The sequence below is a fragment of the Dyella sp. NPDC103356 genome (assembly GCF_055584465.1).
The window spans coordinates 75,840-101,774 of record NZ_JBVJLZ010000011.1 but is presented as its reverse complement, the minus strand read 5'-3'; the positions used below and the strand labels follow the sequence as shown (position 1 = coordinate 101,774).

Below are 25,935 nucleotides of genomic sequence, written 5' to 3'. Positions count from 1 at the left end.
CGGGTGGTCGCGACTGAAGCCGCTCCTACAAAATAGGGAAGGCCTGGCTAGCTTGCAGGAGCGACTTCAGGGAACCTCGAAAGATCTCCTACTCGTCATTCCGGCGTAGGCCGGAACCCAGTGGCCTTGCGAACGGTTATCGCGATAGCCTGAAAACGTCAGCTCTATCGCGAGAACCGAAAACTGATGCCACTGGGTCCCGGCCTGCGCCGGGATGACGATAAGAAAATCTGAGGTTATTAGAGGCTCCCTTCAGTCGCGACCATCCGAAGCGGATGGATGTCGCTCCTACAATTACCTTCCACAGGTGCTTTACTATCGGCAGGTAACCCCACAGAGGTAGCCGACAGTGCAACGACTCGCCTTAACCCTGCTTGCCTTCTCCATCGTCTCGGCCGTGTACGCCGCCGACGCACCGACCATCGATCCCCAGCGTCTGTCGTCGGACGTCAAAACGCTTTCCTCCGATGCGTTCGAAGGTCGCGGTCCGGATACGGCCGGTGAGACCAAAACCATCGACTTCGTCGTCTCCCAGTTCAAGGCCGAAGGCATCCAGCCCGGCGGCGACCTGAAAAACGGCAAGCGCGAATGGACCCAGGCGGTGCCGCTGCTGCGCACCGAGATCGTCGGCACGCCGGCGCTCAGCTTCAACCTGGCAGGCAAGACACAGGCCCTGACGCAGGGCGAGCAGATTGCCTTGCGCGCGCCGCTGGACGGCAGCAAGAGCGTATCGATCAAGGATGCGCCACTGGTCTTCGTCGGCTACGGCGTCAGTGCGCCGGAACGCAAGTGGGACGACTTCAAGGGCGTGGATCTGCACGGCAAGATCGCCGTGGTGCTGATCAACGACCCCGATTTCGAAACCGGCCAGGGCGATTTCGGCGGCAAGGCCATGACCTATTACGGCCGCTGGACCTACAAGTTCGAAGAAGCCGCGCGTCTGGGCGCGCTCGGCGTGATGGTGGTGCACGAAACCGCACCGGCATCGTACGGCTGGGCCACGGTGAAAAACTCCAACACCAATGCGATGTTCGACATCGTGCGCGACAAGCCGCCGAGCGTGCATCCGCAGATCGAATCGTGGATCCAGCGCGATCAGGCCATCGCCATGTTCAAGGATGCCGGGCTGGATTTCGAAGCCTTGAAAAAGCTGGCGCAAACGCGTGACTTCAAGCCGGTGGTGCTCAAGGGCGAAAGCTTCTCCGCGTCGTTCAAGGTCGATTCGAAAGTGATCACCTCGCACAATATCGTCGGCCGCATCGAAGGCAGCAAGTATCCCGATCAGACGGTGATCTACAGCGCGCACTGGGATCATCTCGGCGTCGGCGCGCCGGATGCCAAGGGCGACCGTATCTACAACGGCGCGGTCGACAACGGCACCGGCACCGCTTCGCTGATCGAATTGGCGCGTGCATTCGCCAAGGCGCCCAAGCCGGAACGATCGATCGTGTTTCTCAATGTCACCGCCGAGGAAAAGGGCCTGCTCGGCTCGGAGTACTACGCGAACAAGCCGCTCTATTCGCTGGGCAAGACCGTGGCGGTGATCAATATGGACGCGCTCAGTCCGAACGGCCCGGCGCGCAACTTCGCCATCTCCGGCAATGCCAAGCTGGATCTGCTGGACCAGCTCACCGCGACCGCCAAGCGCTGGAACCTGACCTACTCGCCCGATCCACGCCCCGAGGCCGGCGGCTTCTTCCGCTCCGATCACTTCTCGTTCGCCAAGCGCGGCGTGCCCGCCTTGTCGTTCGAATCGGGTGACGACTGGGTCGATGGCGGCGTAGCGGCCGGCAAGAAGGCAGCGGAGGAATACACCACCAACCACTATCACCAGCCCTCGGACGAATGGCAGGCAAGCTGGTCGTTCACCGGCATGGCGCGCGATCTGCAGATTCTCTACACGCTGGGTAGCGATCTGGCCAATTCGAACGCCTGGCCGAACTGGAGCTCCGATTCGGAGTTCCGCGCGGCGCGTGACGCGTCCGCGGCGGATCGGAAGTAAACGGCGCTGCAAGGCGGGGCGGTCAGACGCCTCGCCTTGTTTCCGGGGCCACCAACACCGGCCACTCGCCTAGCCCGCGCCACAGCACTGTAACCTCCCCCCGCCACCCTGCCGGCATCCTTTCGACGGATTGCCCGCGTGCCCGGCTCACTGTTCCGCCTGCGACACCACCCACTCGCCACCAGCCTGCTGGCCGGCGCCGCGGCGTTTCTTGCCTACGCGTCGATGTATGCGTTTCGCAAGCCGTTCACCGCCGCCTCCTTCGACGGCATGCACTTCGCCGGTGTCGACTACAAAGTCTGGCTGGTGATCGCACAAGTGTTCGGCTACATGCTTAGCAAGTTTCGCGGGATTACCTGGATCGCCCAGATGCAGCGCGAAAGCCGCGCGCTGGCGCTGGCCAAACTCATCGGCGTGGCATGGCTCGCCCTGCTCGGCTTCGCCTTGACGCCTGCACCATGGAATATCGCCTTTCTGTTCTTGAATGGCCTTCCGCTAGGCATGGTATGGGGCGTGATCTTTGGCTATCTCGAAGGCCGCCGCGGGACCGAGCTGATGGCAGCCTGCATGTGCGCGAGCTTTATCGTCGCCTCGGGCGTCGTCAAATCGGTGGCCATGTGGTTGATGGTGTCGCATGGCGTAAGTGAGTTCTGGATGCCGTTTGCTACCGGCATGCTGTTCGTACCACCGCTGTGCCTCGCCACGTGGTTGCTCGAACGGTTGCCGGCCCCGGATGCGCGCGATATCGCCGAACGCCATGTGCGCGTGCCGATGGATGCCGCGGCGCGGCGCGCGTTCCTGGCACGCTTTCTGCCTGGCGTGGCCATGATCGTGGTGGCGTATATCGCGCTGACAGTGGCGCGTGATTTCCGTGACAACTTTGCCGCCGAAATATGGGCCGATCTCGGCTACGGCGGCGACGCATCGATCTTCAGCAAGACGGAAATTCCCATCGCCATCGCCGTGCTGCTGATCACCGCCGCGACCATGGCGGTGCGCGACAACTTCAAGGCGCTGATGCTCAACCATGTGCTGATCTTCAGCGGCTTTGCCATCGCCATTCTCAGCACGTGGCTGCACAGCCATCGCCTGATCAGCCCGCTGCTGTGGGTCGGTGGCAGCGGCTTCGGCCTGTATCTGGCGTATGTGCCTTATAACGCCACGTTCTTCGAACGCATGCTGGCCAGCTTCAAGGTCGCCGGCAATGTGGGTTTCGTGATGTATATCGCCGATGCCAGCGGCTACCTGGGCAGCGTCGCCGTGGTACTGCTCAAGCAGTTCAGTGGCCTGCAGCTTTCCTGGGCCACGTTCTACGCACAGACCGTCATGGTGCTGTCGAGCCTGGGCCTGCTGGTGACCTTGGCGTCGATGCTCTATTTCAGGGCAAAGGCGCGCAGCGCCACCGCGGCCCTGCCGCTGCCTGCCGCCGCCTGACCGTTAGCGCCGCGGCGCTACCGGTACATCAGGGCAGCTGTAAGACCTCTCCTATTCGTCATTCCGGCGCAGGCCGGAACCCAGTGGCTTCGGTTCGCGGTCTTCGCGATAGAGCAAATCCTTGATGGCGCTCGCGACAACCGGCCACCAAGTCACTGGGTCCCGGCCTACGCCGGGATGACGATGGGAAAAACTGAGGTTATTCGAGGTGCCTTTCAGCTAGCGTGACGCATCCGTATCGTATCGAGCAGCAAGGATCCCGCATGGGCCAGGCTGCCGTCGTTCTGGATTACCAGCGCCCCCGGCGGTACCGCATAGGCCGCGCTACGCGCCACACGTGCGTCGATCTCCGCCTGGCTCTCGCGGCCTCGTGCGCCAAGACGCGCGGCGAGGGTCTCTACATTGGCGGTAATCACTACCGGCTGCAGATTCGGAAAGCGCTTCAGCGCGTCGGCAAACGCGCCGCGTGAGCCATTCACCAGGACGTCCGCTCCGCGGTTCATCCAGTGCTCGATTTCGCGGCCGATGCCATAGCGCAGGCCATGTGCCGTCCACGTCAGTACGAACAGGCCGCGTTGCTCGCGCGCGGCAAATTCCTGTTCGCTGAGCGCGACGTGATTCTCGCCGCCGGCCAGGGCCGGACGGGTGATGTAACGATGCGCGCACACCACGCCCAATGGCACGCCATGTTCGCGTACCCAGCCCAACACGCTGTCCTTGCCGGCGCCGGAGGGGCCCATCACATAGTAGAGACGTCCGTTTGTCATGCCGCTTCCTTGATGACCAGGGGTATCTGTTCCAGCTCTTCGAAATCCGCGCCCGGAAAAGGTTCGCAACAAATCGCCAATGCATCGATATGCGCTATCGCAGCGTCCATGCCATGGCCGGCGATGGCGACACGCAAGGCACGCTCTTCTGGCGGAGACGCGGGTGCGGCCAACGTCATGTGGAAGCGGTAGCGGTCCAGCACATAGGGGTAACCGTAACGACGCAGCAATTCGCGTTCGACCGGATCCAGGCCATGCGCACGCCGACGACGCGTCTCCTCGTCCAGCGGCGCACACAGCGGATGCAGGGCATGCAGGCAGGTGGCCGCCAGCGCCTCGATGCGCCCGCTGGCGCTCTCCGGCCGCAAGGCGAGAAAACCAGCGAGCGAGTCCAGGCGCAGCGGCAAGTCGAACGCATGCATGGTGTTGGCGATCGACACCACCACGCGCCGCAGATCATCGAACGTGTGACCGGTCATGAGGCTGAAAGGCGCACGAATCGTCGCATGCCAGCCATAACGGCGTGCATCGCGCAGAAGTTCGTCCAGGCGCTGCGGCGCGATGCTGGCAACTCTGGCATGGGCGCTCAGCCACGCCTGGCCCATGCTCGCCAACGCGGTCCCGGCTTGCGGACAGTAGTAGATCGCGTAGCGCATCAGTCGTCGGCCATCAGTACCAGTTGCACCCAGTCTCCGGAAAAGCGCGTCACGCCGTATTGCACCGGCATGCCGCGAGTGTCGGCATTGATCGACTGCACATGGAGCACCGGGCGGCCGATCGGCTGCTTCATCAATTTGGCTGCGTGTGCATCGGGCAGGCGAGCACAGACGCGGGTGTGCTTGCGCACGTAATCGACGACGCCGAATTCTCCCAGTGTGCGCGTTACCGATTGAAGACGCCTGTATACAGTTGGCAGACCCGGAAAGCGTGCCGCCGGAAAGTAAGCCGTGCTGTAGTCGACGATATGGCCGTCGGCATGGCTGAGCGTCTCGATGCGATAGACGTACTCCTTGCGCCCCAGGCCCAAGGCCTCGGCCACTTGTGACGGCGGTATTTCACGGATGTCCTCCAGTACTTCGATATCCGCCTCGACATTGAGGTTGCGCATGTTCTGGGTGAACCGCGTGCGCCGGCTGATGGCATAGTCCAGCGCCTGCTCCTGCACGAAACTGCCGCGTCCCTGTTCGGTACGCACCAGGTTGCGCTGTTCCAGTGCGGCGATGGCGCGACGCACGGTGTGGCGGTTCACATCGAATCGCGTGGCCAGCTCCTGCGCCGACGGCAATTGCTGGCCCTGCGGCAGGCGCCCCTTGAGGATGTCTTCGGCCAGGATGTCGCCGATCTGGCTCCACAGCGCGACGCCGCGGCCACGTTCTACCTCGCTCATACCACTTCACCCGCCTGTCTAGTCATCGTCATGGCAGCTGCACGCTCCGTTGCTTGAATGCTCACGCCGGAGCCTGCGTTTCGGTCTGTCTAGATAACTAGACATTTGTTACAAGCCCGGGAACAGACATGTACACCCTCCCCCACATGGCTCGTGCGCAATGGATGTCCCTGCTCGCGCAAGCCCCGCTGACCGAGCTGGCCGACGCCATGCACGGCCTGGAACAACCCACCGACGTCACCTGGCTGCGGCCGCCGCAAACCGGTCTGTACATGCTGCGCGGGCGTATCGGCGGCTCCGGCGCGCCGTTCAACCTGGGCGAAGTCAGCGTTACCCGCTGCAGCCTCCAGCTCGGCGACCGCATCGGTCATGCCTGGGTCCGCGGCAGCGACCGTCGACATGCCGAACTGGCCGCCCTGGCCGATGCCTTGCTGCAAGACCCGGCCCGGCACGAACAGGTCAGCACCCAGGTGCTGGCGCCACTGCAGCGATCCCAGCAGATGCGGCGCGAGGACCAGAGCCGCAAGGCCGCCGCAAGCAAGGTCGAATTCTTTACCGTCGTGCGAGGCGAATGATGCTGGCTGCTTTTGAACACCCTGTTTTCGAATCCCAGGCCACCTTTCGCGAACTGCTGCAGGCCATGGCCCGCCCGGCCCAGCCGCGTTCGCTGCCGGCACTGCCGCCGTCTCCGCCACCGATAGCGCCGGCTGTCATGGCTGTGTTGCTGACCCTGTGCGATGCCGACGTCACGCTGTGGCTGCAGCAAGCCGACGCGCAGGCCCTGCACTACCTGCGCTTTCACACCGGCGTAAAGATCGTGCCCGATCACGCGCAGGCGGATTTCGCCCTGGTCACCATGCCGGAAGCGATGCCCGCGCTCGACACCTTCTCGCTGGGTGATCCGTATTACCCGGACCGCTCTACCAGCCTGATCGTGCAGGTTCCTGCCATGCATGCCGGCCAGGGTGATCGCTTCAACGGCCCCGGCATCGAGCACGAACAGCGACTGGCGATCGAAGGGCTGCCGGCTTCGTTCTGGCAGCAACGCACTGCGCTGACATCGCGCTCGCCGCTGGGCCTGGATATGTATTTCGCCGATGCCACCCGGGTTGCCGCCTTGCCGCGCACCACCCATCGTCTGGAGAGTTGAATGTACGTAGCCGTCAAAGGTGGCGAACGCGCCATTGCGCGTTCGCTCGATCTGCTTGCCGAGGCGCGACGTGGCGACACCGCGCTTCCCGAGCTGGGCATAGCGCAGATTCGCGAGCAGTTGCGCCTGGGCGTTGCGCGGGTGATGCAGGAAGGCTCGCTCTACGACGAAGAACTTGCCGCCCTGGCGATCCGCCAGGCCGCGGGCGACATGCTGGAGGCGATCTTCCTGCTGCGCGCCTATCGCACCACACTGCCGCGCTTCGGCTACACCTTGCCGATGGATACCGCCGCCATGCGCGTGCAACGCCGCGTCTCGGGCACGTTCAAGGACGTCCCGGGTGGCCAGGTGCTGGGGCCCACGTATGACTACACGCAGCGGCTGCTCGACTTTCAGGCCACGGGCGAGGTCTCGATAGAACGCGCGGACGAACCGCTGGCCGAACGCATGCCGCGCGTGCTCGACCTGCTCGACGCCGAAGCCCTGATCGAGCCGGTCGATGCGCAAGGCGACCCGCAACCGGTCGACCTCACCCGTGAGCCGCTGATGTTTCCCGCCGACCGCGCCACGCGTCTGCAGAACCTCGCACGTGGTGACGAAGGCTTCCTGCTTGGCATGGCCTACTCCACCCAGCGCGGCTACGCCGAGAGCCACCCGTTTGCCGGCGAAATACGGATGGGCGAAGTCGATGTGATCATCTGTCCGGAAGAACTCGGCTTCGATATCGAGATCGGCAGCATCGTGCTGACCGAATGCCAGATGATCAACCAGTTCCAGGGCGGCAACGGCCTGCCGCCGCAATTCACGCGCGGCTATGGGCTGAGCATGGGCGAAGGCGAACGCAAGGCGATGTCGATGGCCCTGGTCGATCGCGCACTGCGCTGCGACGAGCTGGGCGAAAGCGAGCAGGCCCCGGCGCAGAACCAGGAGTTCGTGCTGTCGCATTCGGACAACGTGGAGGCATCCGGTTTCGTGCAGCACCTGAAGCTGCCGCACTACGTGGATTTCCAGGCCGAACTGTCGCTGCTGCGCACGTTGAGCGAACAACACGCACGGCAGACAACCGACGTGCCCGAACAGAAAGCCGTGCGCGAACCGGCGGAGGCCGCATCATGAGCCACGATTACAACTTCGCCTTTCTCGACGAAAACACCAAGCGCATGCTGCGCCGCGCGCTGCTCAAGGCCGTGGCCATTCCGGGCTACCAGGTACCGTTCGGCAGCCGCGAAATGCCCTTGCCCTATGGCTGGGGCACCGGCGGCATCCAGGTCACCGCCGCCCTGCTCGGCCCCGATGACGTGCTCAAGGTGATCGACCAGGGGGCGGACGACACCACCAATGCGGTCAATATCCGGAAGTTTTTTTCCCGCGTGGCCGGTGTGGCCACCACCGAACGTACCGGCGAGGCCACGGTGATCCAGACCCGCCATCGCATTCCTGAAACACCGCTACGGGAAGATCAAATCCTGGTGTTCCAGGTCCCCGAGCCTGAACCGCTGCGTACGCTGGAGCCGCGTGAATCCGAAACCCGGACGATGCACGCCCTGGCCGACTACGGATTGATGCACGTGAAGTTGTACGAAGACATTGCCCAGTACGGCCATATCGCCACCAGTTACGATTACCCTGTGCTGGTCAACGGACGGTTCCTGACCTCGCCCTCACCGATTCCCAAGTTCGACAATCCAAAACTCGATCGCGCGCCCGCGTTGATGCTGTTCGGCGCCGGACGCGAAAAGCGTCTGTACGCCATACCGCCGTATACCCGCGTGGAAAGCCTGGCGTTCGATGACCATCCTTTTGAAGTGCAGCGCTGGAAAGAACATTGCGCCTTGTGTGGCTCGGGCGAGAGTTATCTCGATGAAGTGGTCACCGATGACCGCGGCACGCGCATGTTCGTCTGCTCCGATACCGATTATTGCGGCCAACGCCGCACGGAGGCGGCGGCATGAGCGCATTGCTTGAAGTACGCAACCTGAGCCGTCACTACGGCGACCGCATCGGCTGCGAGCAGATCGATTTCGATGTACACCCCGGCGAACTGCTATGCATTGTCGGCGAGTCCGGATCGGGCAAGTCGACCTTGCTCAACACCGTCGCGGGCCAACTCGCGCCCACGATGGGCAGCATGCGCTATCGACAGCGCGATGGCGGCTGGCTCGACCTGCATGATCTGAGCGAAGCCGATCGGCGGCGCCTGTCGCGCGAGGAATGGGGTTTCGTCACGCAGAATCCGCGCGATGGCCTGCGGCTCAATGTCAGCGCCGGCGCAAATGTCGCCGAGCGCTTGATGGCCCTGGGCTCGCGCCACTATGGCCAATTGCGCGACACTGCCATGCAGTGGCTGGAGCGGGTAGAGATCGATCCGGCGCGTATCGACGATGCGCCGAGCAGCTTCTCCGGCGGCATGCAGCAGCGCCTGCAGATCGCCCGCACACTCGTAACGCAGCCACGCCTGGTATTCATGGATGAACCGACCGCCGGACTGGATGTGTCGGTGCAGGCACGTATTCTCGACCTGCTGCGCCGCCTGGTCGGCGAGCTTGGACTGGCCGCCGTCATGGTGACGCATGATCTGGCCGTGGCGCGCCTGCTTGCCGCCCGCACGATGGTGATGCAGCGTGGCCGCGTGGTGGAAACCGGCCTGACCGACCAGATCCTCGACGACCCGCAACATCCCTATACGCAACTGCTGGTTTCATCGGTGCTGACCACATGACCCCTTCGTATCCCCTGCTCGAACTGCGCAGCCTGGGCAAACACTTCGAGCTGCATCACCAGCACGATACGCATATCAACGTGCTCGAAGACCTCGATCTGCAGCTATTCCCCGGCGAATGCGTGGTGCTGGCCGGGCCCTCCGGCGCCGGCAAAAGCACCCTGCTGCGGGTGATCTATGCCAACTACCGCATCTCCAGCGGCGCGCTGTTTATTCGCCACAACGGCGAACTGCTGGACATGGCCACCGCCTCGCCGCAGCAGATCATCGATGTGCGCCGACGATCGCTGGGCTATGTGAGCCAGTTCCTGCGCGTCATCCCGCGCGTACCGGCGCTGGACATCGTTGCCGAGCCACTGATCGAAAGCGGTTGCGATATCGCCCAGGCACGACAGCAAGCCGGCGCATTGCTGCACCGGCTCAACGTGCCCGAGCGGCTGTGGCAGCTGCCACCGGGAACGTTCTCGGGCGGCGAGCAGCAGCGGGTAAACATCGCGCGCGGGCTGATCGTGCCGCGTCCGATTCTCTTGCTCGACGAACCCACCGCCTCGCTCGACGCCGCCAATCGCCATGTCGTCGCCAGATTGCTGGAGGAAGCTCGCGCGAAGGGCGCGGCCATCCTCGGCATCTTTCACGACGAGGACATGCGCGACCGTGTCGCCACCCGATTGTTTTCCATGCGCCCGCTCGAAGCGGCCTGACCTATTTCTTGCCGATCATCATGATGAATGACCTGATTCTTACCAACGCCCATATCGTGCTCGACGACAGCGTGATACACGGCACGCTGCATATCCGCGACGGCCGCATCGCGCATGCCGATACCAGCCAGACTCAGACTGCCGGCGCTATCGATTGCGAAGGCGACTACCTGATCCCCGGCTTGATCGAACTGCATACCGACAACCTCGAAAAACACCTGATGCCACGTGCCGGCGTTATCTGGCCGTCTTTGCCCGCAGTGCTCACGCACGACGCGCAGGTCGTCGCCGCCGGCATCACTACCGTATTCGATGCGCTTTCGGTCGGCGACCTCGAAGAAGAAAGCGTGCGCATCGAAACGTTGCGCAGCACCTATGATGCCATCCTCGATGGTCAGCGCAGCGGCGCCTTGCGCGCCGACCACTGGATACACCTGCGTTGCGAACTTGCGTACCCACGCCTGCTCGAAGCACTGGAGCCTCTGCTCGATCACGACAGCGTGCGCCTGGTGTCGCTGATGGATCACACCCCCGGTCAGCGCCAGTACCGTGACATCCAGCAGTACCGCAAGTACTACAGCAAGCACCACGCGAGCTGGACCGAAGCGCAATTTGCCGATGTAGTGGAGCGGCGCCTGCAGCAACAGCAGACCTATAGCGACAAGCACGAGCGTGCCGTTCTCGACCTGTTGAGTGACAGGCAAGTGATACTCGCCAGCCATGACGACACAGAGTTGGCGCACGTGGAACATGCCCACGGCATCGGCATCACCATTTGCGAATTTCCCACCACTGCCGAAGCCGCCACGGCAGCACATCAGCGCGGCATGAGCACGGTCATGGGCGCACCCAATGTCGTACGCGGCGGCTCGCATTCGGGCAATGTCGCCGCACTGGATCTGGCGAGACTGGATCGATTGGATATGCTCTCGTCTGACTACGTCCCTGCCAGCCTCTTGCACGGCGCGTTCATGCTGCACAGCGAAGCCGGCTGGTCGATGCCGCGTGCCATCGCCACCGTCACCGCCAATCCCGCACGTGCATTGGAACTATCCGATCGCGGCGCGCTTGCAGAAGGCCTGCGTGGTGATGTGGTTCGCATGAAGGTGATAAACGACTTGCCGATCATTCGGCAGGTCTGGGTTGAAGGCGTGCGCGGTTTCTAACTCCACCAAGAGCCCCCCTCACCCCAACCCTTTCCCCCGGCAAAGCCAGGGGAGAGGGAGCAAAAGCTCGCAGTGTTGAAGGCTCACCTCAGTCAGCCCCCTCTCCCCTGGCTTTGCCGGGGGAGAGGGTTGGGGTGAGGGGGAACGCTTTAAGCCCTCACCGCCACGACGCCTCGCGCACAAATCCGGCGCACGTCCACTGGGTTCCGGCCTACGCCGGAATGACGAAGTTGAGAAACTTCGAAAATGAACGAAGCCAACGTTCACTCAGAAAACACCCCCAACAAAACCCATCTAGACAACTAGCCACCCCTGTCGCCTCCGCGCCCAACGCCCGCAACGCCCCCTAAACCATCATGCAACCCGCACTCGTTGAAATGAGTGCCATCCCGTGCTGCGCCGCCAAGCCGACGCACACATGACATCTCACCACTCCAGGGTCTGCCCCATGACGTTGTCCCGTACGCCCATCTGCCTGGCGCTGCTGCTGGCTTTTCCGCTGCTTGCCCACGCTACCGATGACGCACCCGCCACCGCCGCGGCCACTACCGATAGCGCTAAAACACTGGACACGATTTCCGTCGTCGGCCAGAACGCAACGCGCCAGGTGCAACAGCTCGACAAAGCTCAGATCGACCAGCAGACGCCGGGCACCAGCCCGATTCAGATGCTGGCGAAAATGCCAGGCGTGCATTTCGTCTCCGACGATCCATTCGGTACCGACGAATGGTCTTCGCGCATCAGCCTGCGTGGCTTCAACCATACCCAGCTCGGCTACACGCTCGATGGCATCCCGCTCGGCAATACCGACTATCACACCGGCGACGGCCTCAGCGTGACGCGTGCATGGATCGGCGAGAACCTTGGCGAAATCGAACTCTCGCAAGGTGCCGGCGCGCTCAGCACCGCCTCGACCAGCAATCTCGGTGGCACCGTGCAGGTGCATACCGACGACCCCAGCAAACAGGCCGGCGTGCGCTTGAATGCCACGGGCGGTTCGTACGGCTTTCGACGCGGCTATCTGCGTGCGGACACCGGTGACCTCAATGGCTTCAGCGGCTATGTCGCAGGCATGTATGTCGACGCGCCAAAGTGGAAAGGCGACGACGAGCAGCGCCAGCGGCAGTTCAATGCCAAGGCTCAGTACGAGTGGAATGGCGGCCGCATTACCGGCATCGCCGATGTGGTGCGTCGCGTTGAACAGGCCTATCTGGACCTGTCGCTCGATTCGCTCAAGCGTTGCGGCTACAACTTCGACTACATCGCACCCGACTGGCAGCAAGCGGTCAATATCGCCAACGGCAAATACAGCGGCTGCGTGAAATCGGCCGACGATACCTATTTCAACGGCAACGGTATCCGCAACGACGAGATCGGCTCGATCAAGGGCGAGTTCTTTCTCAATGACCGCCTGACCTTGAACGTGCAGCCGTATTACCACCATGACCTTGGCCAGGGTCATTGGTACTCGCCCGCTTCCGACCTGCCCTATACACCGGCACCGGGCGACGCGCCGATCGCGCTGCGCCTTTCGCATTACCTGATGACTCGCGGTGGCGCAGTCAATTCGCTCAGCTACGACCTGGATCAGCATCATATCGAGGGCGGTTTCTGGTTCGAAAACAGCCATTACACGATCGCTCGCAGCTTCGAGCCGATTCCGGCCAATGGTGGCCCGATCAATCAGAACATCATCTACGACACCTACTACAACACGATCTTCCGCCAGCGTTTCGAAACCTTGACGCGCCAGTGGTATCTGCAGGACACCTGGACGGGTCTCGATGACGCGTTACGCATCGAGGCCGGGTTCAAGGGTCATAACGTGAGCACCAATGCGATCGCGCTGCTGCCGGGCCGGGCCAGCGGCGCACTGACCGCGAAGAGCAACTTCCTGCCGCAGATCGGCGCCAACTACAAGCTGGGTGGCGGTTGGGAAACATTCGCATCGTTTTCGATGAATCAGAACGCGTACGAACCGGGTGCCAACGGTGCATGGTCGTCCGATCAGGCAACCTTCGACGCGTTGAAGAATCATCTGCGGCCAGAACGTTCGGCCAATAGCGAACTGGGCGCCCGATATATCGGCGACACGATCCAGTCCTCGCTGGCCTTGTACAACATCGATTTCAAGAACCGCCTGCTGGTGATCGTGCCTTGCGCCGGCGTGGTCAGCTGCCCCAACCAGATCGCCAATGTCGGTAAGGTCAATTCGCGCGGCGCCGAACTCACCTTTCTGTGGCAGGCCACGCAGAACCTGAGCTGGTTCAACTCGGCCACTTACAACGATGCCAAGTACAAGGACAACTATCTCGATGGCGGCCAGCTGATCGACACCAAGGGCAAGACCGTCGTCGATTCGCCCAAGGAAATGTTCGCCAGCGAGCTGCAATACCAGTTCGGTGAGTTCCACGCCACGCTCGGCACCAAGTACACCGGCGCCCGCTACTACACCTACGTCAACGACCAGCGCATCGCCGGTTACTGGCTGTGGGATACAGGTCTGTCGTGGGAGCGCAAGAACCTGAGCTTCGCCAAGCGCCTGAAGGTGTCGCTGACGGTGAGCAACCTGCTCAACAAGAAATACATCGCAACCATCGACAGCAATGGCTTTACCACCAGTGACCCGAATGGCACGTTCCAGAGCTTGCTGGTCGGCGCACCGCGCCAGGGCTTTCTGACCGTGGATATGTCGTTCTAAACCAAGTGTGGGTTTTCCGAGGGAGCGGCCTTAAGCGCTCCCTCGGCTTTTTAGAACACGTGCCCGACGGTGAGGAGCCAGGTGCCGGCTATCGGATAGGACGTACGGATACGGCCTTGCGCGTCGGGCACGCCGGTGGTGTAGTCGCGAAAGACACCGGCGCTGTTCCAGCCGCGCGAGTAACTGGCCGTCACGTCGAAGCCGGCCAATCCCCGCGATACGCCGATGCTGGCATCGGTCCAGCTATACGAGCTGAAGTGATTCACCCGTTGCCAACCGTAGTGTAGCGCCAGCGCGTAGCCGTGACCGAGATCGAAGCGATGCCCTGCGCTCAGATAGCCCGAGCCACGTGAATGCGAGCGTTGGCCCAAGCCCAGCGTCTGGCTGTTGTAGCCAAAGAAATCGCGCGTCACCGTGAGCGAGTAATCCAGCGACCAATCGCGCCAGTCGATGCCCAGTACCACCTCACCGTAGTTCATGCTGGTCCGTGTCGCGCTGACTTCGGCACCCGGGTAGCGGTAGTAATACAAACCCGCCTTGTAATGGAGATCGCCATGGCTGGCGGCGTAACCGCCATAAAGATCCCACTCCACGTGACCGCCCTCCACGAAGTACGGGCTTACGGTCGACGCCCATGTGCCGGCGAACCAGCCACTGGGTGACGCGTAGTCGATACCGCCCTGCAACGCCGGCTGGCCCCAGGTTTCCCGAAAGCCACGCGATACGTACTGCGATGCGACAGTGACGTTACCACTCCATGCAGAGGGCGCGACCTCCTGGGCATGCGCTTGCGGCGCCAGGGCGAACCCAAGCGCGGCGCTGACCACGGCCCATCTCATGGGTCGATCTGTACGCGGCTGTGTTCTTCGTGCAGCGCCTTTTGCAAACCGCGCATATACAGCAGCACGACGAACGAGAACGGCAGGCCGCACAGCACCACCGCCGTCTGCATCGCATCGAAATTGCCGGCGCTATACAGCAGGCCGATCGTCACCACCGTGGTCGCCGCCGCCCAGAATATACGCAGCCAGATCGGCGCATCGTCTTCGCCATCGCCGCCCTTGGTGCAAAGCGAGGCGATCATCAAGGTGCCCGAATCGACCGGCGTCAGGAACAGCACAAAACCGATCAGCACCGTCACCGCTGCGACGAATCGCGTCGCAGGCAGATACGTCAACAACTGGAACAACGTATCGGGCGGATCGTTCTTCGCTGCCTCGGCCAGTAGGGTCGCGCCATGATTGAAGACCAGCTCGATTGCCGTATTGCCGAAGATCGACAGCCACGCGAGCGTGAAACCTAGCGGAATCAGCAGCACGCCGACGACCAGCTCGCGAATGGTGCGGCCGCGCGAAATACGCGCGATAAACATGCCTACAAACGGTGCCCAGGCGATCCACCAGGCCCAGTAGAACAGCGTCCAGCGCCCCAACCAGTCGCGCGCGTGGCTATAGATATAGAGATCGAAGCTGTTGCCGGCCACCGAGGTGAGATAGTCGCCTACGTTCTGCACCAGGCCATCGAACAGATGCAGCGTCGGCCCAAAGATGAAGACGAACAGCAACAAGGCGCACAGCAGCCGGACATTGAGATTGGACAGAAAGGCAATGCCCTTCTCCACGCCGGTGACCGCCGCGATCGTCGCCACGATCATCATCACCACGACCAGCATGACCAGCGTGGTCGGTGTCTGCGGGATTGAGGGAAACAGGAAGTGCAGGCCGGACTGCAGGATCAATGCACCGATACCCAGGTTCGTCACCATCGAGACCAGTGTCGCGAGAATGCCGAAACCATCGACGAGGTGGCCGATCGGCCCGTGGATGCGCTCGCCGAACAAGGCATGCAAGGGCGAACGAAGTGCCAGCGGCAGGCCACGACGAAAGGCGAAGTAGCCCAGCGCGATCGCCATCAGCGCATACAACGCCCAGCCATGCAGGCCCCAATGCAGGAAGGTGATCTCCATCGCCTTGCGTGCCGCTTCGGTCGTGCCGCCGGCGCCTTCGGGCGGTGCAAGAAAATGATCGAGCGGCTCGTACGCGCCGTAATAGAGCAGCGCGATGCCGATGCCCGACGAAAACAGCATCGAAGTCCACGCGGCATAGCTGAAGCTGGGACGTTCGTCGTCCCGGCCCAGCCGCACGTGGCCATGACGCGAGGCGGCCAGCCAGAACACGAAGATCATGGCGCCAACCATCACCACCATGTAGTACCAGCCGAACGCGCCGGAAACCCATTCCTGGGCGGCGGCAAGCCACTGCATGCTGGCTTGCGGGTAAAGCACGGTCAGGCCGGCAAGCAAAAGAATCACCACCGCCGAGCAGAAAAAGACCGGCGGGTTGAGCCGCACCCGAGAGTGCACGGCGGGGGTATGGGGCTGGTCCATGGCGACAGCTTCCAGGGGAAAGGAGCGCATCCGGTCGCTTCGGGGATCAGGCCAGGGCGGGGAAACCCAGGCGCAGAGCGGAATCCGGACACGGTGGCGAAGTCTATCGTTTTATAATTGAACGTTCAATCAAAATAAACTATGCTGTTCCGACCCAAGCCAGGGCGAAGCGGTCCCAGCCCTGGCCCCTCCCCATGACGCGAGGCCGTGACGATGCCCAAGCTCGGCATGCAACCGATCCGGCGCGAGCAATTGATTCGCGCTACTTTCGAGACGATCGAACAGGTCGGGCTTGCCGATGCGACGATCGCGCAGATCGCGTCGCAGGCGGGCCTGTCGACCGGCATCGTCAGTCACTACTTCGGCGACAAGGACGGCCTGCTCAACGCGGCGATGCGTCATGTGCTGCGGCAGCTGCGCGACGCGGTAGCCGAATGCCGCACTCACGCCGGCAGCGATCCTCGTGCGCAGTTGCGCGCGATCATCGACGGCAATTTTCATGAGACCCAGGTCAGCAGCACCGCCATGCGCGTATGGCTGACCTTCTGGTCGGCCAGCATGCATCACGCCGGGCTGCGCCGCCTGCAACGCGCCAACGACAAGCGCCTGTACTCCAACCTTACCTATCAGTTCCGCCGCGTCCTGCCGGCGGAACAGGCACGCGCGGCCGCCCTCGGCCTCGCCGCGATGATCGATGGCTTGTGGCTGCGCGGCAGCCTCGCCGGCGGCGAGTTCGACGATGCGCAAGCGCGCCGCCTGGCCTACGACTATCTCGACCACCACTTGCCGCCGGATGCCTCCTGAAGTCTCAAGGACGCACCGACGGCCGTACGTATGGAAGCACCATCATGGCTAAGTTCGACCTTCAAAAACTCTATATTCACGGTGCGCTGGTCGATGCGACCAGTGGCGAAACCTTCAAGACGATCAACCCCGCCAACGGCGAGATCCTTGCCGAAGTGCAGATCGCATCGCAGGCCGACGTCGAGCGCGCCGTCGAAAGCGCCGAAGCCGGCCAGCGCGAATGGGCGGCCATGACGGCGATGCAGCGCTCGCGCATCCTGCGCCGGGCAGTCGAGCTCCTGCGTGCGCGCAACGAAGAACTGGCGCTGCTGGAAACCTTTGACACCGGCAAGTCGTTCTCGGAAACCTCGACCGTCGACATCGTCACCGGCGCCGACGTGCTGGAGTACTACGCTGGCCTCGCCCCCGCCATCGAAGGCGAGCAGGTGCCGCTGCGCGAGTCGAGCTTCTTCTATACCCGCCGCGAACCGCTCGGTGTCGTCGCCGGTATCGGCGCGTGGAATTACCCGATCCAGATCGCCTTGTGGAAATCCGCGCCGGCACTGGCCGCGGGCAACGCCATGTTGTTCAAGCCCAGCGAAGTCACTCCACTGACTGCGATCAAGCTGGCCGAGATCTACACCCAGGCCGGCGTCCCGAACGGCGTGTTCAATGTGCTCAACGGCCAGGGCCGCAACGTCGGCCAGTGGCTCACCGATCATCCGCGCATCGAAAAGATTTCCTTCACCGGCGGCGTCGCTACCGGCAAGAAGGTGATGGCCAATGCGGCGATGTCGTCATTGAAGGAAGTGACGATGGAGCTGGGCGGCAAGTCGCCGTTGATCGTATTCGACGATGCCGACGTCGCACGCGCCGCCGACATTGCCGTGATGGCGAATTTCTTCAGCTCCGGCCAGGTCTGCACCAATGGCACCCGCGTGTTCGTACACAACACGATCAAGCCGGCGTTCGAAGCGGCCGTGGTCGAACGCGTCAAGCGCATCCGCCTGGGCGACCCGGTGCAGCCGGAAACCAACTTCGGTCCGATGGCCAGCTTCCCGCACATGGAAAAAGTCCTGTCGTTGATCGAATCGGGCAAGAGCGAAGGCGCGAAGCTGTTGATCGGCGGCCAACGCGAAACCGCTGGCGAGTTCGCGAAGGGTGCCTACGTGCAGCCGACGGTGTTTACCGATTGCCGCGACGACATGACCATCGTGCGCGAAGAGATCTTCGGGCCGGTGATGAGCATCCTGGGTTTCGACGACGAAGCGGAAGTCATCGCGCGCGCCAACGACACCTACTTCGGCCTGGCCGCCGGCGTGGTCACGCCCGACCTGTCGCGCGCACATCGCGTCATTCATCAGCTTCAGGCCGGCATCTGCTGGATCAATACCTGGGGCGAATCGCCGGCGGAAATGCCTGTCGGCGGCTACAAGCAATCGGGCGTCGGCCGCGAAAACGGCATCAGCACGCTCGCTCACTACACGCGTATCAAATCGGTGCAGGTCGAACTCGGCGCATTCGCGTCGGTGTTCTAAGTCTCGACCTTGAAGCCAAGGGCCGGCCGCATCCCCACGGCCGCGCCCGCCTTTTCCCTGGAGTTCTCCCTTATGTCCTCGTCCACGTTCAAGGAATACGACTACATCATCATTGGTGCAGGCTCGGCCGGTAATGTGCTGGCCACCCGTTTGACCGAAGATGCCGGCGTCAGCGTGCTGCTGCTCGAAGCCGGCGGCCCGGATTATCGACTCGACTTTCGCACGCAGATGCCTGCCGCGCTGGCCTATCCGCTGCAGGGCCGCCGCTATAACTGGGCGTATCTGACCGATCCCGAGCCGCATATGAACAATCGTCGGATGGAATGCGGACGCGGCAAGGGCCTGGGTGGTTCGTCGTTGATCAACGGCATGTGCTACATCCGCGGCAATGCGATGGACTACGACCACTGGGCCAAGCGTCCCGGCCTGGAAAACTGGACCTACGCGGACTGCCTGCCCTACTTCAAGAAGGCCGAAAACCGTGACATCGGCGCCAACGACTACCACGGTGCCGGCGGCCCGGTGAGCGTGACTACGCCCAAGGCCGGCAACAACGTGCTGTATCACGCGATGGTCGAGGCCGGTGTGCAAGCGGGTTATCCGCGCACGGACGACTTGAACGGCTACCAACAGGAAGGCTTCGGCCCGATGGATCGCACGGTGACACCGCAGGGCCGCCGCGCCAGCACCGCACGTGGTTACCTGGACCAGGCGCGTTCGCGCTCGAATCTCACCATCGTTACGCACGCCGTGACCGATCGCATCCTGTTCTCCGGCAAGCGTGCCATCGGCGTGGCTTGGCTGCACCGCGGCGAGCAGAAGATGGAGGCGCGTGCGCGCCGTGAAGTCTTGCTGTGCGGTGGCGCGATCGCCTCGCCGCAGATACTGCAGCGCTCCGGTGTCGGTCCCGCCGACCTGCTGCGCAGCCTCGACATCCCGGTCGTGCACCACCTGCCGGGTGTGGGCGCCAATCTGCAGGACCACCTGGAAATGTATCTGCAGTACGAGTGCAAACAGCCGGTATCGATCGCGCCTGCGCTCAAGCTGCATAACCAGGCGAAGATCGGTGCGGAGTGGTTGTTCTTCGGCACCGGCCTGGGCGCCAGCAACGAATTCGAAGCTGGCGGCTTTATCCGCTCGGAAGAAGAATTCGAGTGGCCGAACCTGCAGTATCACTTCCTGCCGATCGCGGTGAACTACAACGGCTCCAATCCGATCAAGGTGCACAGCTTCCAGGCACACGTCGGTTCGATGCGTTCACCCAGCCGTGGCCGTATTCATGTGCGTTCGCGCGATCCGAACGAACATCCGAGCATCCTGTTCAACTACATGTCGCACGAACAGGACTGGCGCGAGTTCCGCTCCGCCATCCGCATCACCCGCGACATCTTCCGCCAGAAGGCCATGCAGCCCTACACCGGCCGTGAAATCTCCCCCGGCGCCGACCTGACCACTGATGCCGAACTCGACGCCTTCGTGCGTGCGCACGCGGAAACGGCCTATCACCCGTCGTGCTCCAACCAGATGGGCGATACCGACATGTGCGTTGTCGACGGCCAGGGGCGCGTGCACGGCCTGCAAGGTTTGCGCGTCGTCGATGCTTCGATCATGCCGCAGGTGATTACCGGCAATCTGAACGCGCCGACCATCATGATCGCAGAGAAGATTGCCGATGCGATTCGTGGACGCCCTGCGCTCGCACGTGCCAAGACGGCTTATTACAAAGCCAACGGCGCACCGCTACGTCGCACCGAAGCTGTACCGGCATAAATGGCTGGATGGAACTATGGGCCTCGATTTTGGTCGAGGCCCATAGTTTCTTAACAGCCTGAACCGCGAAATTAAAACGTCACCCTCTGCTGACAAATTAGTCACACGCGATGCGTAAAGTACGCCGGCCCCCAAAGCCAAAGACGTACCCGCTGTGCTGGCTCAATATATTTATCCCGCAAAAACCGGATTGTTCCGCATCGTGCAGCACGGCCGCCGCTGGCGCAGTCTGTGCGACGAACAAGAAATCGGCCGTCACGATTCGCTGGACGCCGCGCTTGAATCGTTGCGTAACGATTGGCCACAGGCCCGTCTTCCGCAGGACATCGCCGCGTGGCGCCACCTGCCTGCGCTGGCGCTGACTCACTCGCGACCCGCCGATGAACCGGTGATGCGCTGGCAGCTCGCTGGCTGAAGGGCACCTCCAACAACTTCAGATTTTCCTATCGTCATCCCGGCGCAGGCCGGAGGAGCTTTTCAACAGCGAAGCTGGTCATCCAGTGGCTTCGGTTTTCGGTCTTCGCGATAGAGCAAATGCTTGAACGCTCTAGCGATAGCCGATCGCAAAGTCACTGGATTCCGGCCTGCGCCGGGATGACGAATAGGTAAGGTTCAGAGGTTCCCCGATGTCGCTCCTACAAGGATTTGGGTGCTGTTTCGATAACACCATTAAGCCATGGCAGGCCGTGGTTCGGTCCCTGAAGGCGCTTCGAGCTGGCTGACCATGACCCGCGCAAGTTCGCGCTCCATCAGCAGCACCACATTGGCACCTTGCGCGCCCAGATGCTCGAAACATTCCTGCGAATCGGCACGCGCAATGATGCGCAGATCCGGATTCAACGTACGCGCCGCACGCACCACCTCGCCACTTTCGAACGCATCGGGCAGCGTCACCAGCAGCGCGCGTGCGTGGCCGAGATTGGCCGCGTCCAGCACATCGTCGTGCGAAGCATTGCCGGGAATCGTTTCGATGCCACTGGCATTGAGCAATTCGAGCCGGTCTTCGCCCTCTTCCAGCACCAATAGAGGTTGACCGCTGGCCCGGATCTTGTCGCCGAGCAATTGGCCCAGGCGACCGTAGCCGGCAATCACCACGTGCCCGGTCTGAGTGGTCTTGTGCCATACCACGGCCGCCTTTTCGGGAACCGCGTCAGCCGCGGCTGCATCGCGCGCGTCCATGCGGCGGTCCAGCCACTTGAACAGAAAGGGATTGATCAGGATCGAAAGAATGGCTGCAGCCAGCAGCACGTCCTGCGCCTCGCGCGAGACCATGTTCTGCGTCACGCCCATGCCGATCAAGATAAACGAGAACTCGCCGATCTGCGCCAGACTGACGGCAATCGTCAATGCCGTGCGCAGCGGCCGCTTGAACGCCAGCACGATACCGAGCGCGGCGGCCGACTTGCCGATGACGATAATGCCCAATGCCGCCAGCACCACAAACGGATGCTCGATCAGCACGTGGTAATTGAACAGCATGCCGATCGATACGAAGAACAACACGGCGAACGCGTCGCGCAATGGCAAGGTCTCTTCGGCCGCGTCGTGCGCCAGCTTGGACTCGCCCATCATCATGCCGGCGAAGAACGCACCCAGCTCGAACGACACGCCGAACAGCCCGGCCGCACCGAACGCCACGCCGAGCGCGATCGCCAGCACGGCAAGACGAAACAGCTCGCGCGAGCCCGTGCGCGACACTGCCGCGAGCATCCAGGGAATCAGCCGCTTGCCGACCACCAGCATCAACACGATAAACAGCGCGACCTTGCCCAGGGTGATGCCGACGGTTTCGAGCAGCGCGAGTATCGACGGTGATGCCTGCCCATCGCCCGATGCCGCGCCGATGGCCGGCAGCAGCACCAGCGCAAGCACCATGGCGAGGTCTTCGACGATCAACCAACCGACCGCCAGCCGGCCGCGCTCGGTGTCCATGAGGTGCCGCTCTTCCAGTGCACGCAGCAGCACCACGGTACTGGCTACCGATAGCGCCAGACCGAACACGAAGCCTTGCGCGAACGGCCAGTCCAGGGCCCAGCCAAGCACCATGCCGAGCACGGTCGCCACGGCCATCTGGCCGAGCGCCCCGGGGATGGCGATGCCTTTTACGGCCAGCAGGTCTTTCAGGGAAAAATGCAGGCCGACCCCGAACATCAGCAGCACCACGCCCAGCTCGGCCAACTGGTGCGCCAGGGCACCATCGGCGACAAACCCCGGGGTGAAGGGGCCGGCGACCACACCGGCAAACAAATAACCGGCCAGGACCGGCAGCTTCAGTCGATGTGCGATCGCGGCAAAGATAAACGCCAGCACGATGCCACCGACCAGGGTCAAAATCAGCGGGGCGTCATGCATGGCGTCGGTCCTTAAGGGGTGGGCGCTAAGTGCAAAGCCGACAGCGACATCATCCTGTGCCGGCTTGAGTTACATAACCTAGTGTTTTAAGGCCGAACACCTTCAGATACAAGCGCCAGGCTGAAGCAGGAATTCAGATTGATGCCCGCGCGCCGCCGATACGCGGCAGCTAATCGGCCTCGGCGTTGATCACGGCGAGAAAATCCTTGCCGTAGCGCTTCAATTTCGCTTCGCCCACACCGCTGACCGATGCCAGTTCCTCTTCGTTCGAGGGCAGCGCACGCAGCATGCCGAGCAAGGTCGCGTCGTGGAAGATCACATAAGCCGGCACGCCATGCTGCTTGGCCAGCTGCGCACGCAGGGCACGCAACGCATCCCACATCGGCTGCTCGTAGGCTTCGATCCCAAGGCTGCCACCGGTCACCAGCTTGCTGTCGGCACGGCGACGCGAACGCCGCTCGGGACGCATATCCTCACGCAACAGCACACGCTGGTTGCCGACCAGTACGTTTCGGCTGATCTTGGTCAGACGCAGCGTGCCATAGCCTTCCGCGTCGGCCTCCAGCAGGCCTGCGGCCAACAGCTGACGCAACACCGAACCCCATTGCTTGGCATCCATGTCGGCACCGATCCCGAACGTGCTCAGGCGATCGTGACCCAGCTGGGACATCCGTGCATTGTCCACACCGCGCAGAATGTCGATGACATGGCCGGAGCCATAGCGCTGCCCGCTGCGATAAACGCACGACAAGGCTTTTTGCGCAGGCACCGTGGCGTCCCAGGTCTTGGGCGGTTCACGGCAGTTATCGCAATTGCCGCATGGGCCTTGATAGGTTTCGCCGAACGCGCCCAGCAACAGTTCGCGACGGCAGTGCGTGGCTTCCGCATAGGCCAACAGCGATTCGAGCTTCTGACGCTCGACGCGCTTGCGTTCGTCGGCCGACTCGGACTGCGCGATCATCTGACTCATCGTCACGACGTCGGACAGACCGTAGATCATCCACGCTTCGGCCGGCAGGCCATCGCGCCCGCCACGTCCGGTCTCCTGGTAATAGCCTTCCATGCTGCGCGGCAGATCGAGATGCGCGACGAAACGTACGTCGGGCTTGTCGATGCCCATGCCGAACGCCACCGTCGCCACCATCACCACGCCGTCTTCGCGCAGAAAACGCTGCTGATGCGCCGCACGTGTCGGCGCATCGAGACCGGCGTGATAGGGCAACGCGGCGATGCCCTCGGAGGCCAACCACTCAGCGGTTTCGTCCACTTTGCGCCGGCTGAGCGCGTAGACGATGCCGGCTTCCCCACGATGGCCTTCGAGAAAATCCAGCAATTGTCGCTTGGCGTTATCTCGCAGCGCGACCTTGTAGCGGATATTGGGTCGATCGAAGCTCGAAATAAATTGACGCGCATTCTGCAGCGCAAGGCGTTCGACGATCTCTTCGCGTGTGCGTGGATCGGCGGTGGCGGTGAGCGCAATGCGCGGCACGTCGGGAAACCGCTGATGCAGCACCGCAAGCTCGCGATACTCCGGACGAAAGTCGTGCCCCCATTGCGATACGCAGTGCGCTTCATCGATCGCAAACAATGCGACTTCGGTACGTTCGAGCTGGCTCAGGAAACGCTGGGTCAGCAGGCGTTCGGGCGCGACATACAGCAGGTTCAGCTCGCCCGTCAGCAGACGGCGCTCCACGTCGCGCTGGTCTTCCGCGCTCAGGCTGGAATTGAGATAGGCCGCCGCGACACCCGCTTCGCGCAAGGCGTCGACCTGATCCTGCATCAAGGCGATCAAGGGCGACACGACGATGCCGGTGCCTTGACGCAACATGGCAGGGATCTGATAGCACAGCGACTTGCCGCCGCCGGTCGGCATCAGCACCAGGGCGTCGCCGCCTTCGGCTACCTGATCGACGATAGCCTGTTGCTGATCGCGAAAATGCGCGTAACCGAAAACGCTTTGAAGAATGTCCAGAGGTGAGGCGTGCATCGTGTCCATGCTAACAAATCGATTCGGGCGGCCTGTCCGACATGCCGTCGGCACAGCGCAAGATCAATCCACCATCCCCCATAGGGCTCGGTCGATATCCGCATCCAGGCCAAAGCGCGACAAGGGCACGCGCCCGTTCTTGACCTCCACGCCTTCCGCCCGCAGCAGGCGGCTCTGCTCGCGGAAACCGCGACTGCCTGGCGGGAACGCGATCTGGCCACTGGAACGCAGCACGCGGAACCAGGGCAGCACCATACCGTCGGGCACCTCGCCCAGCAGCTTGCCGACCAGCCGGGCACGCCCGGGCAAGCCGGCCCGTTGGGCGATGGCGCCATAGCTGGCCACCCGCCCGGGGGGAATCGCGGCGATCGCGGCAAAGACGCGGGCATGAGCTTCATTCATAGCCGCACATCGTAACCCTAACCATTGCCGGGCGAACTCGTGGCACAGTTCGCATGTTGTCGCAGCCGCCGGGGCTCGCGGCAGCTCAGATTCCCGCAAGTTTCAGGATGTCACACCATGCGCCACTTCGAAGCCGTACGCTCGCACATCGGCAGCCAGCATCAGCTGCAACACAACGACCCCTATTTGATCAGCTTCGACCTCACCCTGCCGCAGGATCGCCACCAGGGCATCTATCTGGCCGAGCTTGAGGACGAATCGGGACGCCGCTTTCTGCGCATATCCACCCCGATCGGCCCGCTCGCCGGCGCCGACGCGCGCCGCTGCCTGCGTTTCAACTGGGAACAGCGCACCGGCTTTCTGGCCGTCACCGACCTGGACGGCTCGCCGTTTCTGCACCTGTGCGAGAACCGTCCCTACGATCTGCTCAATGCCGCCGAGTTGAAGCGGGTGATTGAGGAATTGGGGGATTTGGGGGACCAGTTGGAGCAGTTGGTCGCCACCGGGGGCGATGACCTGTGACATCTTTGTAGGAGCGACTTCAGTCGACCTCGAAAAGCCCTTCCTACTCGTCATTCCGGCGTAGGCCGGAACCCAGTGGCTTTGCAATCGGTTATCGCAGAGAGTCTGCAAAACTCGGCTCTACCGCGAAAGCTGAAAACTGATGCCACTGGGTCCCGGCCTGCGCCG

The 25,935-nt window shown here is 62.7% G+C and carries 23 protein-coding genes; 15 read left to right on the top strand and 8 right to left on the bottom strand.

Going from position 1 to position 25,935, the window contains the following annotated elements; genetic code table 11:
- The first annotated feature begins 349 nt into the window (after positions 1 to 349).
- Positions 350 to 2,002: a M28 family metallopeptidase gene (locus ACZ6WW_RS20855; RefSeq protein WP_465275905.1), complete on the top strand. Its 1,653-nt coding sequence runs from the start codon at positions 350 to 352 to the stop codon at positions 2,000 to 2,002.
- 138 nt (positions 2,003 to 2,140) lie between these two features.
- Entirely contained in the window at positions 2,141 to 3,436 is a 1,296-nt protein-coding gene (locus ACZ6WW_RS20850) for a DUF5690 family protein (protein ID WP_465275904.1), read from the top strand.
- A gap of 215 nt (positions 3,437 to 3,651) precedes the next feature.
- On the opposite strand, the gene phnN is transcribed toward ACZ6WW_RS20850, so the two are convergent.
- The 3 genes from phnN to phnF are packed head-to-tail and all read right to left on the bottom strand — an operon-like array spanning position 3,652 to position 5,590.
- The gene (gene phnN / locus ACZ6WW_RS20845; RefSeq protein WP_465275903.1) at positions 3,652 to 4,203 is read right to left on the bottom strand and encodes a phosphonate metabolism protein/1,5-bisphosphokinase (PRPP-forming) PhnN; all 552 of its coding nucleotides are present in this window, start codon (positions 4,201 to 4,203) and stop codon (positions 3,652 to 3,654) included.
- Positions 4,200 to 4,859, bottom strand: a complete 660-nt coding sequence (locus ACZ6WW_RS20840) for a DUF1045 domain-containing protein (protein ID WP_465275902.1) — start codon at positions 4,857 to 4,859, stop codon at positions 4,200 to 4,202. Before ACZ6WW_RS20840 ends, phnN begins: the two co-directional genes overlap by 4 nt.
- Positions 4,859 to 5,590, bottom strand: a complete 732-nt coding sequence (gene phnF, locus ACZ6WW_RS20835) for a phosphonate metabolism transcriptional regulator PhnF (RefSeq protein ID WP_281850082.1) — start codon at positions 5,588 to 5,590, stop codon at positions 4,859 to 4,861. The genes ACZ6WW_RS20840 and phnF overlap by 1 nt, the downstream gene beginning before the upstream one ends.
- A 128-nt stretch (positions 5,591 to 5,718) precedes the next feature.
- Here phnF and phnG point away from each other — a divergent pair, with 128 nt between their 5' ends.
- The 8 genes from phnG to ACZ6WW_RS20795 all read left to right on the top strand — a co-directional run bounded on the left by phnG (position 5,719) and on the right by ACZ6WW_RS20795 (position 14,027).
- Positions 5,719 to 6,165: a phosphonate C-P lyase system protein PhnG gene (gene phnG / locus ACZ6WW_RS20830; protein ID WP_465275901.1), complete on the top strand. Its 447-nt coding sequence runs from the start codon at positions 5,719 to 5,721 to the stop codon at positions 6,163 to 6,165.
- Entirely contained in the window at positions 6,165 to 6,740 is a 576-nt protein-coding gene (phnH, locus tag ACZ6WW_RS20825) for a phosphonate C-P lyase system protein PhnH (RefSeq protein ID WP_465275900.1), read from the top strand. Before phnG ends, phnH begins: the two co-directional genes overlap by 1 nt.
- The gene (locus ACZ6WW_RS20820; protein WP_465275899.1) at positions 6,741 to 7,856 is read left to right on the top strand and encodes a carbon-phosphorus lyase complex subunit; all 1,116 of its coding nucleotides are present in this window, start codon (positions 6,741 to 6,743) and stop codon (positions 7,854 to 7,856) included.
- Positions 7,853 to 8,692, top strand: coding sequence for an alpha-D-ribose 1-methylphosphonate 5-phosphate C-P-lyase PhnJ (locus ACZ6WW_RS20815; protein ID WP_465275898.1), 840 nt, complete (start codon positions 7,853 to 7,855; stop codon positions 8,690 to 8,692). The genes ACZ6WW_RS20820 and ACZ6WW_RS20815 overlap by 4 nt, the downstream gene beginning before the upstream one ends.
- Entirely contained in the window at positions 8,689 to 9,459 is a 771-nt protein-coding gene (gene phnK, locus ACZ6WW_RS20810; protein ID WP_281850087.1) for a phosphonate C-P lyase system protein PhnK, read from the top strand. The genes ACZ6WW_RS20815 and phnK overlap by 4 nt, the downstream gene beginning before the upstream one ends.
- On the top strand, positions 9,456 to 10,160 hold the full coding sequence (gene phnL / locus ACZ6WW_RS20805; protein WP_465275897.1) for a phosphonate C-P lyase system protein PhnL: 705 nt from the start codon (positions 9,456 to 9,458) through the stop codon (positions 10,158 to 10,160). Before phnK ends, phnL begins: the two co-directional genes overlap by 4 nt.
- A 23-nt stretch (positions 10,161 to 10,183) precedes the next feature.
- Positions 10,184 to 11,326 (top strand): alpha-D-ribose 1-methylphosphonate 5-triphosphate diphosphatase, encoded by a 1,143-nt coding sequence (locus ACZ6WW_RS20800; protein WP_465275896.1) that lies wholly within the window; start codon positions 10,184 to 10,186, stop codon positions 11,324 to 11,326.
- Between the two features lie 448 nt (positions 11,327 to 11,774).
- Positions 11,775 to 14,027, top strand: a complete 2,253-nt coding sequence (locus ACZ6WW_RS20795) for a TonB-dependent receptor (RefSeq protein ID WP_465275895.1) — start codon at positions 11,775 to 11,777, stop codon at positions 14,025 to 14,027.
- Positions 14,028 to 14,077: 50 nt separating this feature from the next.
- Here the strand turns inward: ACZ6WW_RS20795 and ACZ6WW_RS20790 are convergent, their stop codons facing one another.
- Positions 14,078 to 14,866, bottom strand: a complete 789-nt coding sequence (locus ACZ6WW_RS20790; protein WP_465275894.1) for a TorF family putative porin — start codon at positions 14,864 to 14,866, stop codon at positions 14,078 to 14,080.
- Entirely contained in the window at positions 14,863 to 16,413 is a 1,551-nt protein-coding gene (locus ACZ6WW_RS20785) for a BCCT family transporter (protein WP_465275893.1), read from the bottom strand. Before ACZ6WW_RS20785 ends, ACZ6WW_RS20790 begins: the two co-directional genes overlap by 4 nt.
- Before the next feature lie 213 nt (positions 16,414 to 16,626).
- On the opposite strand from ACZ6WW_RS20785, the gene betI reads away from it, so the two are divergent.
- From betI to ACZ6WW_RS20765, 4 genes are all read left to right on the top strand, one after another.
- Positions 16,627 to 17,217 (top strand): transcriptional regulator BetI, encoded by a 591-nt coding sequence (gene betI, locus ACZ6WW_RS20780; RefSeq protein ID WP_465275892.1) that lies wholly within the window; start codon positions 16,627 to 16,629, stop codon positions 17,215 to 17,217.
- A gap of 44 nt (positions 17,218 to 17,261) precedes the next feature.
- Entirely contained in the window at positions 17,262 to 18,734 is a 1,473-nt protein-coding gene (gene betB / locus ACZ6WW_RS20775; protein ID WP_465275891.1) for a betaine-aldehyde dehydrogenase, read from the top strand.
- 72 nt (positions 18,735 to 18,806) lie between these two features.
- Positions 18,807 to 20,504: a choline dehydrogenase gene (gene betA / locus ACZ6WW_RS20770; protein ID WP_465275890.1), complete on the top strand. Its 1,698-nt coding sequence runs from the start codon at positions 18,807 to 18,809 to the stop codon at positions 20,502 to 20,504.
- A gap of 154 nt (positions 20,505 to 20,658) precedes the next feature.
- Positions 20,659 to 20,919 carry a hypothetical protein gene (locus ACZ6WW_RS20765; RefSeq protein ID WP_465275889.1) on the top strand — a complete coding sequence of 87 codons (261 nt, stop codon included), beginning with the start codon at positions 20,659 to 20,661 and terminating at the stop codon, positions 20,917 to 20,919.
- 254 nt (positions 20,920 to 21,173) lie between these two features.
- Here the strand turns inward: ACZ6WW_RS20765 and ACZ6WW_RS20760 are convergent, their stop codons facing one another.
- The 3 genes from ACZ6WW_RS20760 to ACZ6WW_RS20750 all read right to left on the bottom strand — a co-directional run bounded on the left by ACZ6WW_RS20760 (position 21,174) and on the right by ACZ6WW_RS20750 (position 25,245).
- Positions 21,174 to 22,856, bottom strand: a complete 1,683-nt coding sequence (locus ACZ6WW_RS20760; protein ID WP_465275888.1) for a cation:proton antiporter domain-containing protein — start codon at positions 22,854 to 22,856, stop codon at positions 21,174 to 21,176.
- A 169-nt stretch (positions 22,857 to 23,025) separates the two neighbouring features.
- Positions 23,026 to 24,843: a DNA helicase RecQ gene (gene recQ, locus ACZ6WW_RS20755; RefSeq protein ID WP_465275968.1), complete on the bottom strand. Its 1,818-nt coding sequence runs from the start codon at positions 24,841 to 24,843 to the stop codon at positions 23,026 to 23,028.
- Positions 24,844 to 24,906: 63 nt separating this feature from the next.
- Positions 24,907 to 25,245 (bottom strand): MGMT family protein, encoded by a 339-nt coding sequence (locus ACZ6WW_RS20750; RefSeq protein ID WP_465275887.1) that lies wholly within the window; start codon positions 25,243 to 25,245, stop codon positions 24,907 to 24,909.
- A gap of 117 nt (positions 25,246 to 25,362) precedes the next feature.
- Between ACZ6WW_RS20750 and ACZ6WW_RS20745 the strand changes: the two genes are divergently transcribed.
- Positions 25,363 to 25,767 carry a hypothetical protein gene (locus ACZ6WW_RS20745; protein WP_281850099.1) on the top strand — a complete coding sequence of 135 codons (405 nt, stop codon included), beginning with the start codon at positions 25,363 to 25,365 and terminating at the stop codon, positions 25,765 to 25,767.
- The last annotated feature ends 168 nt before the right edge of the window (positions 25,768 to 25,935 follow it).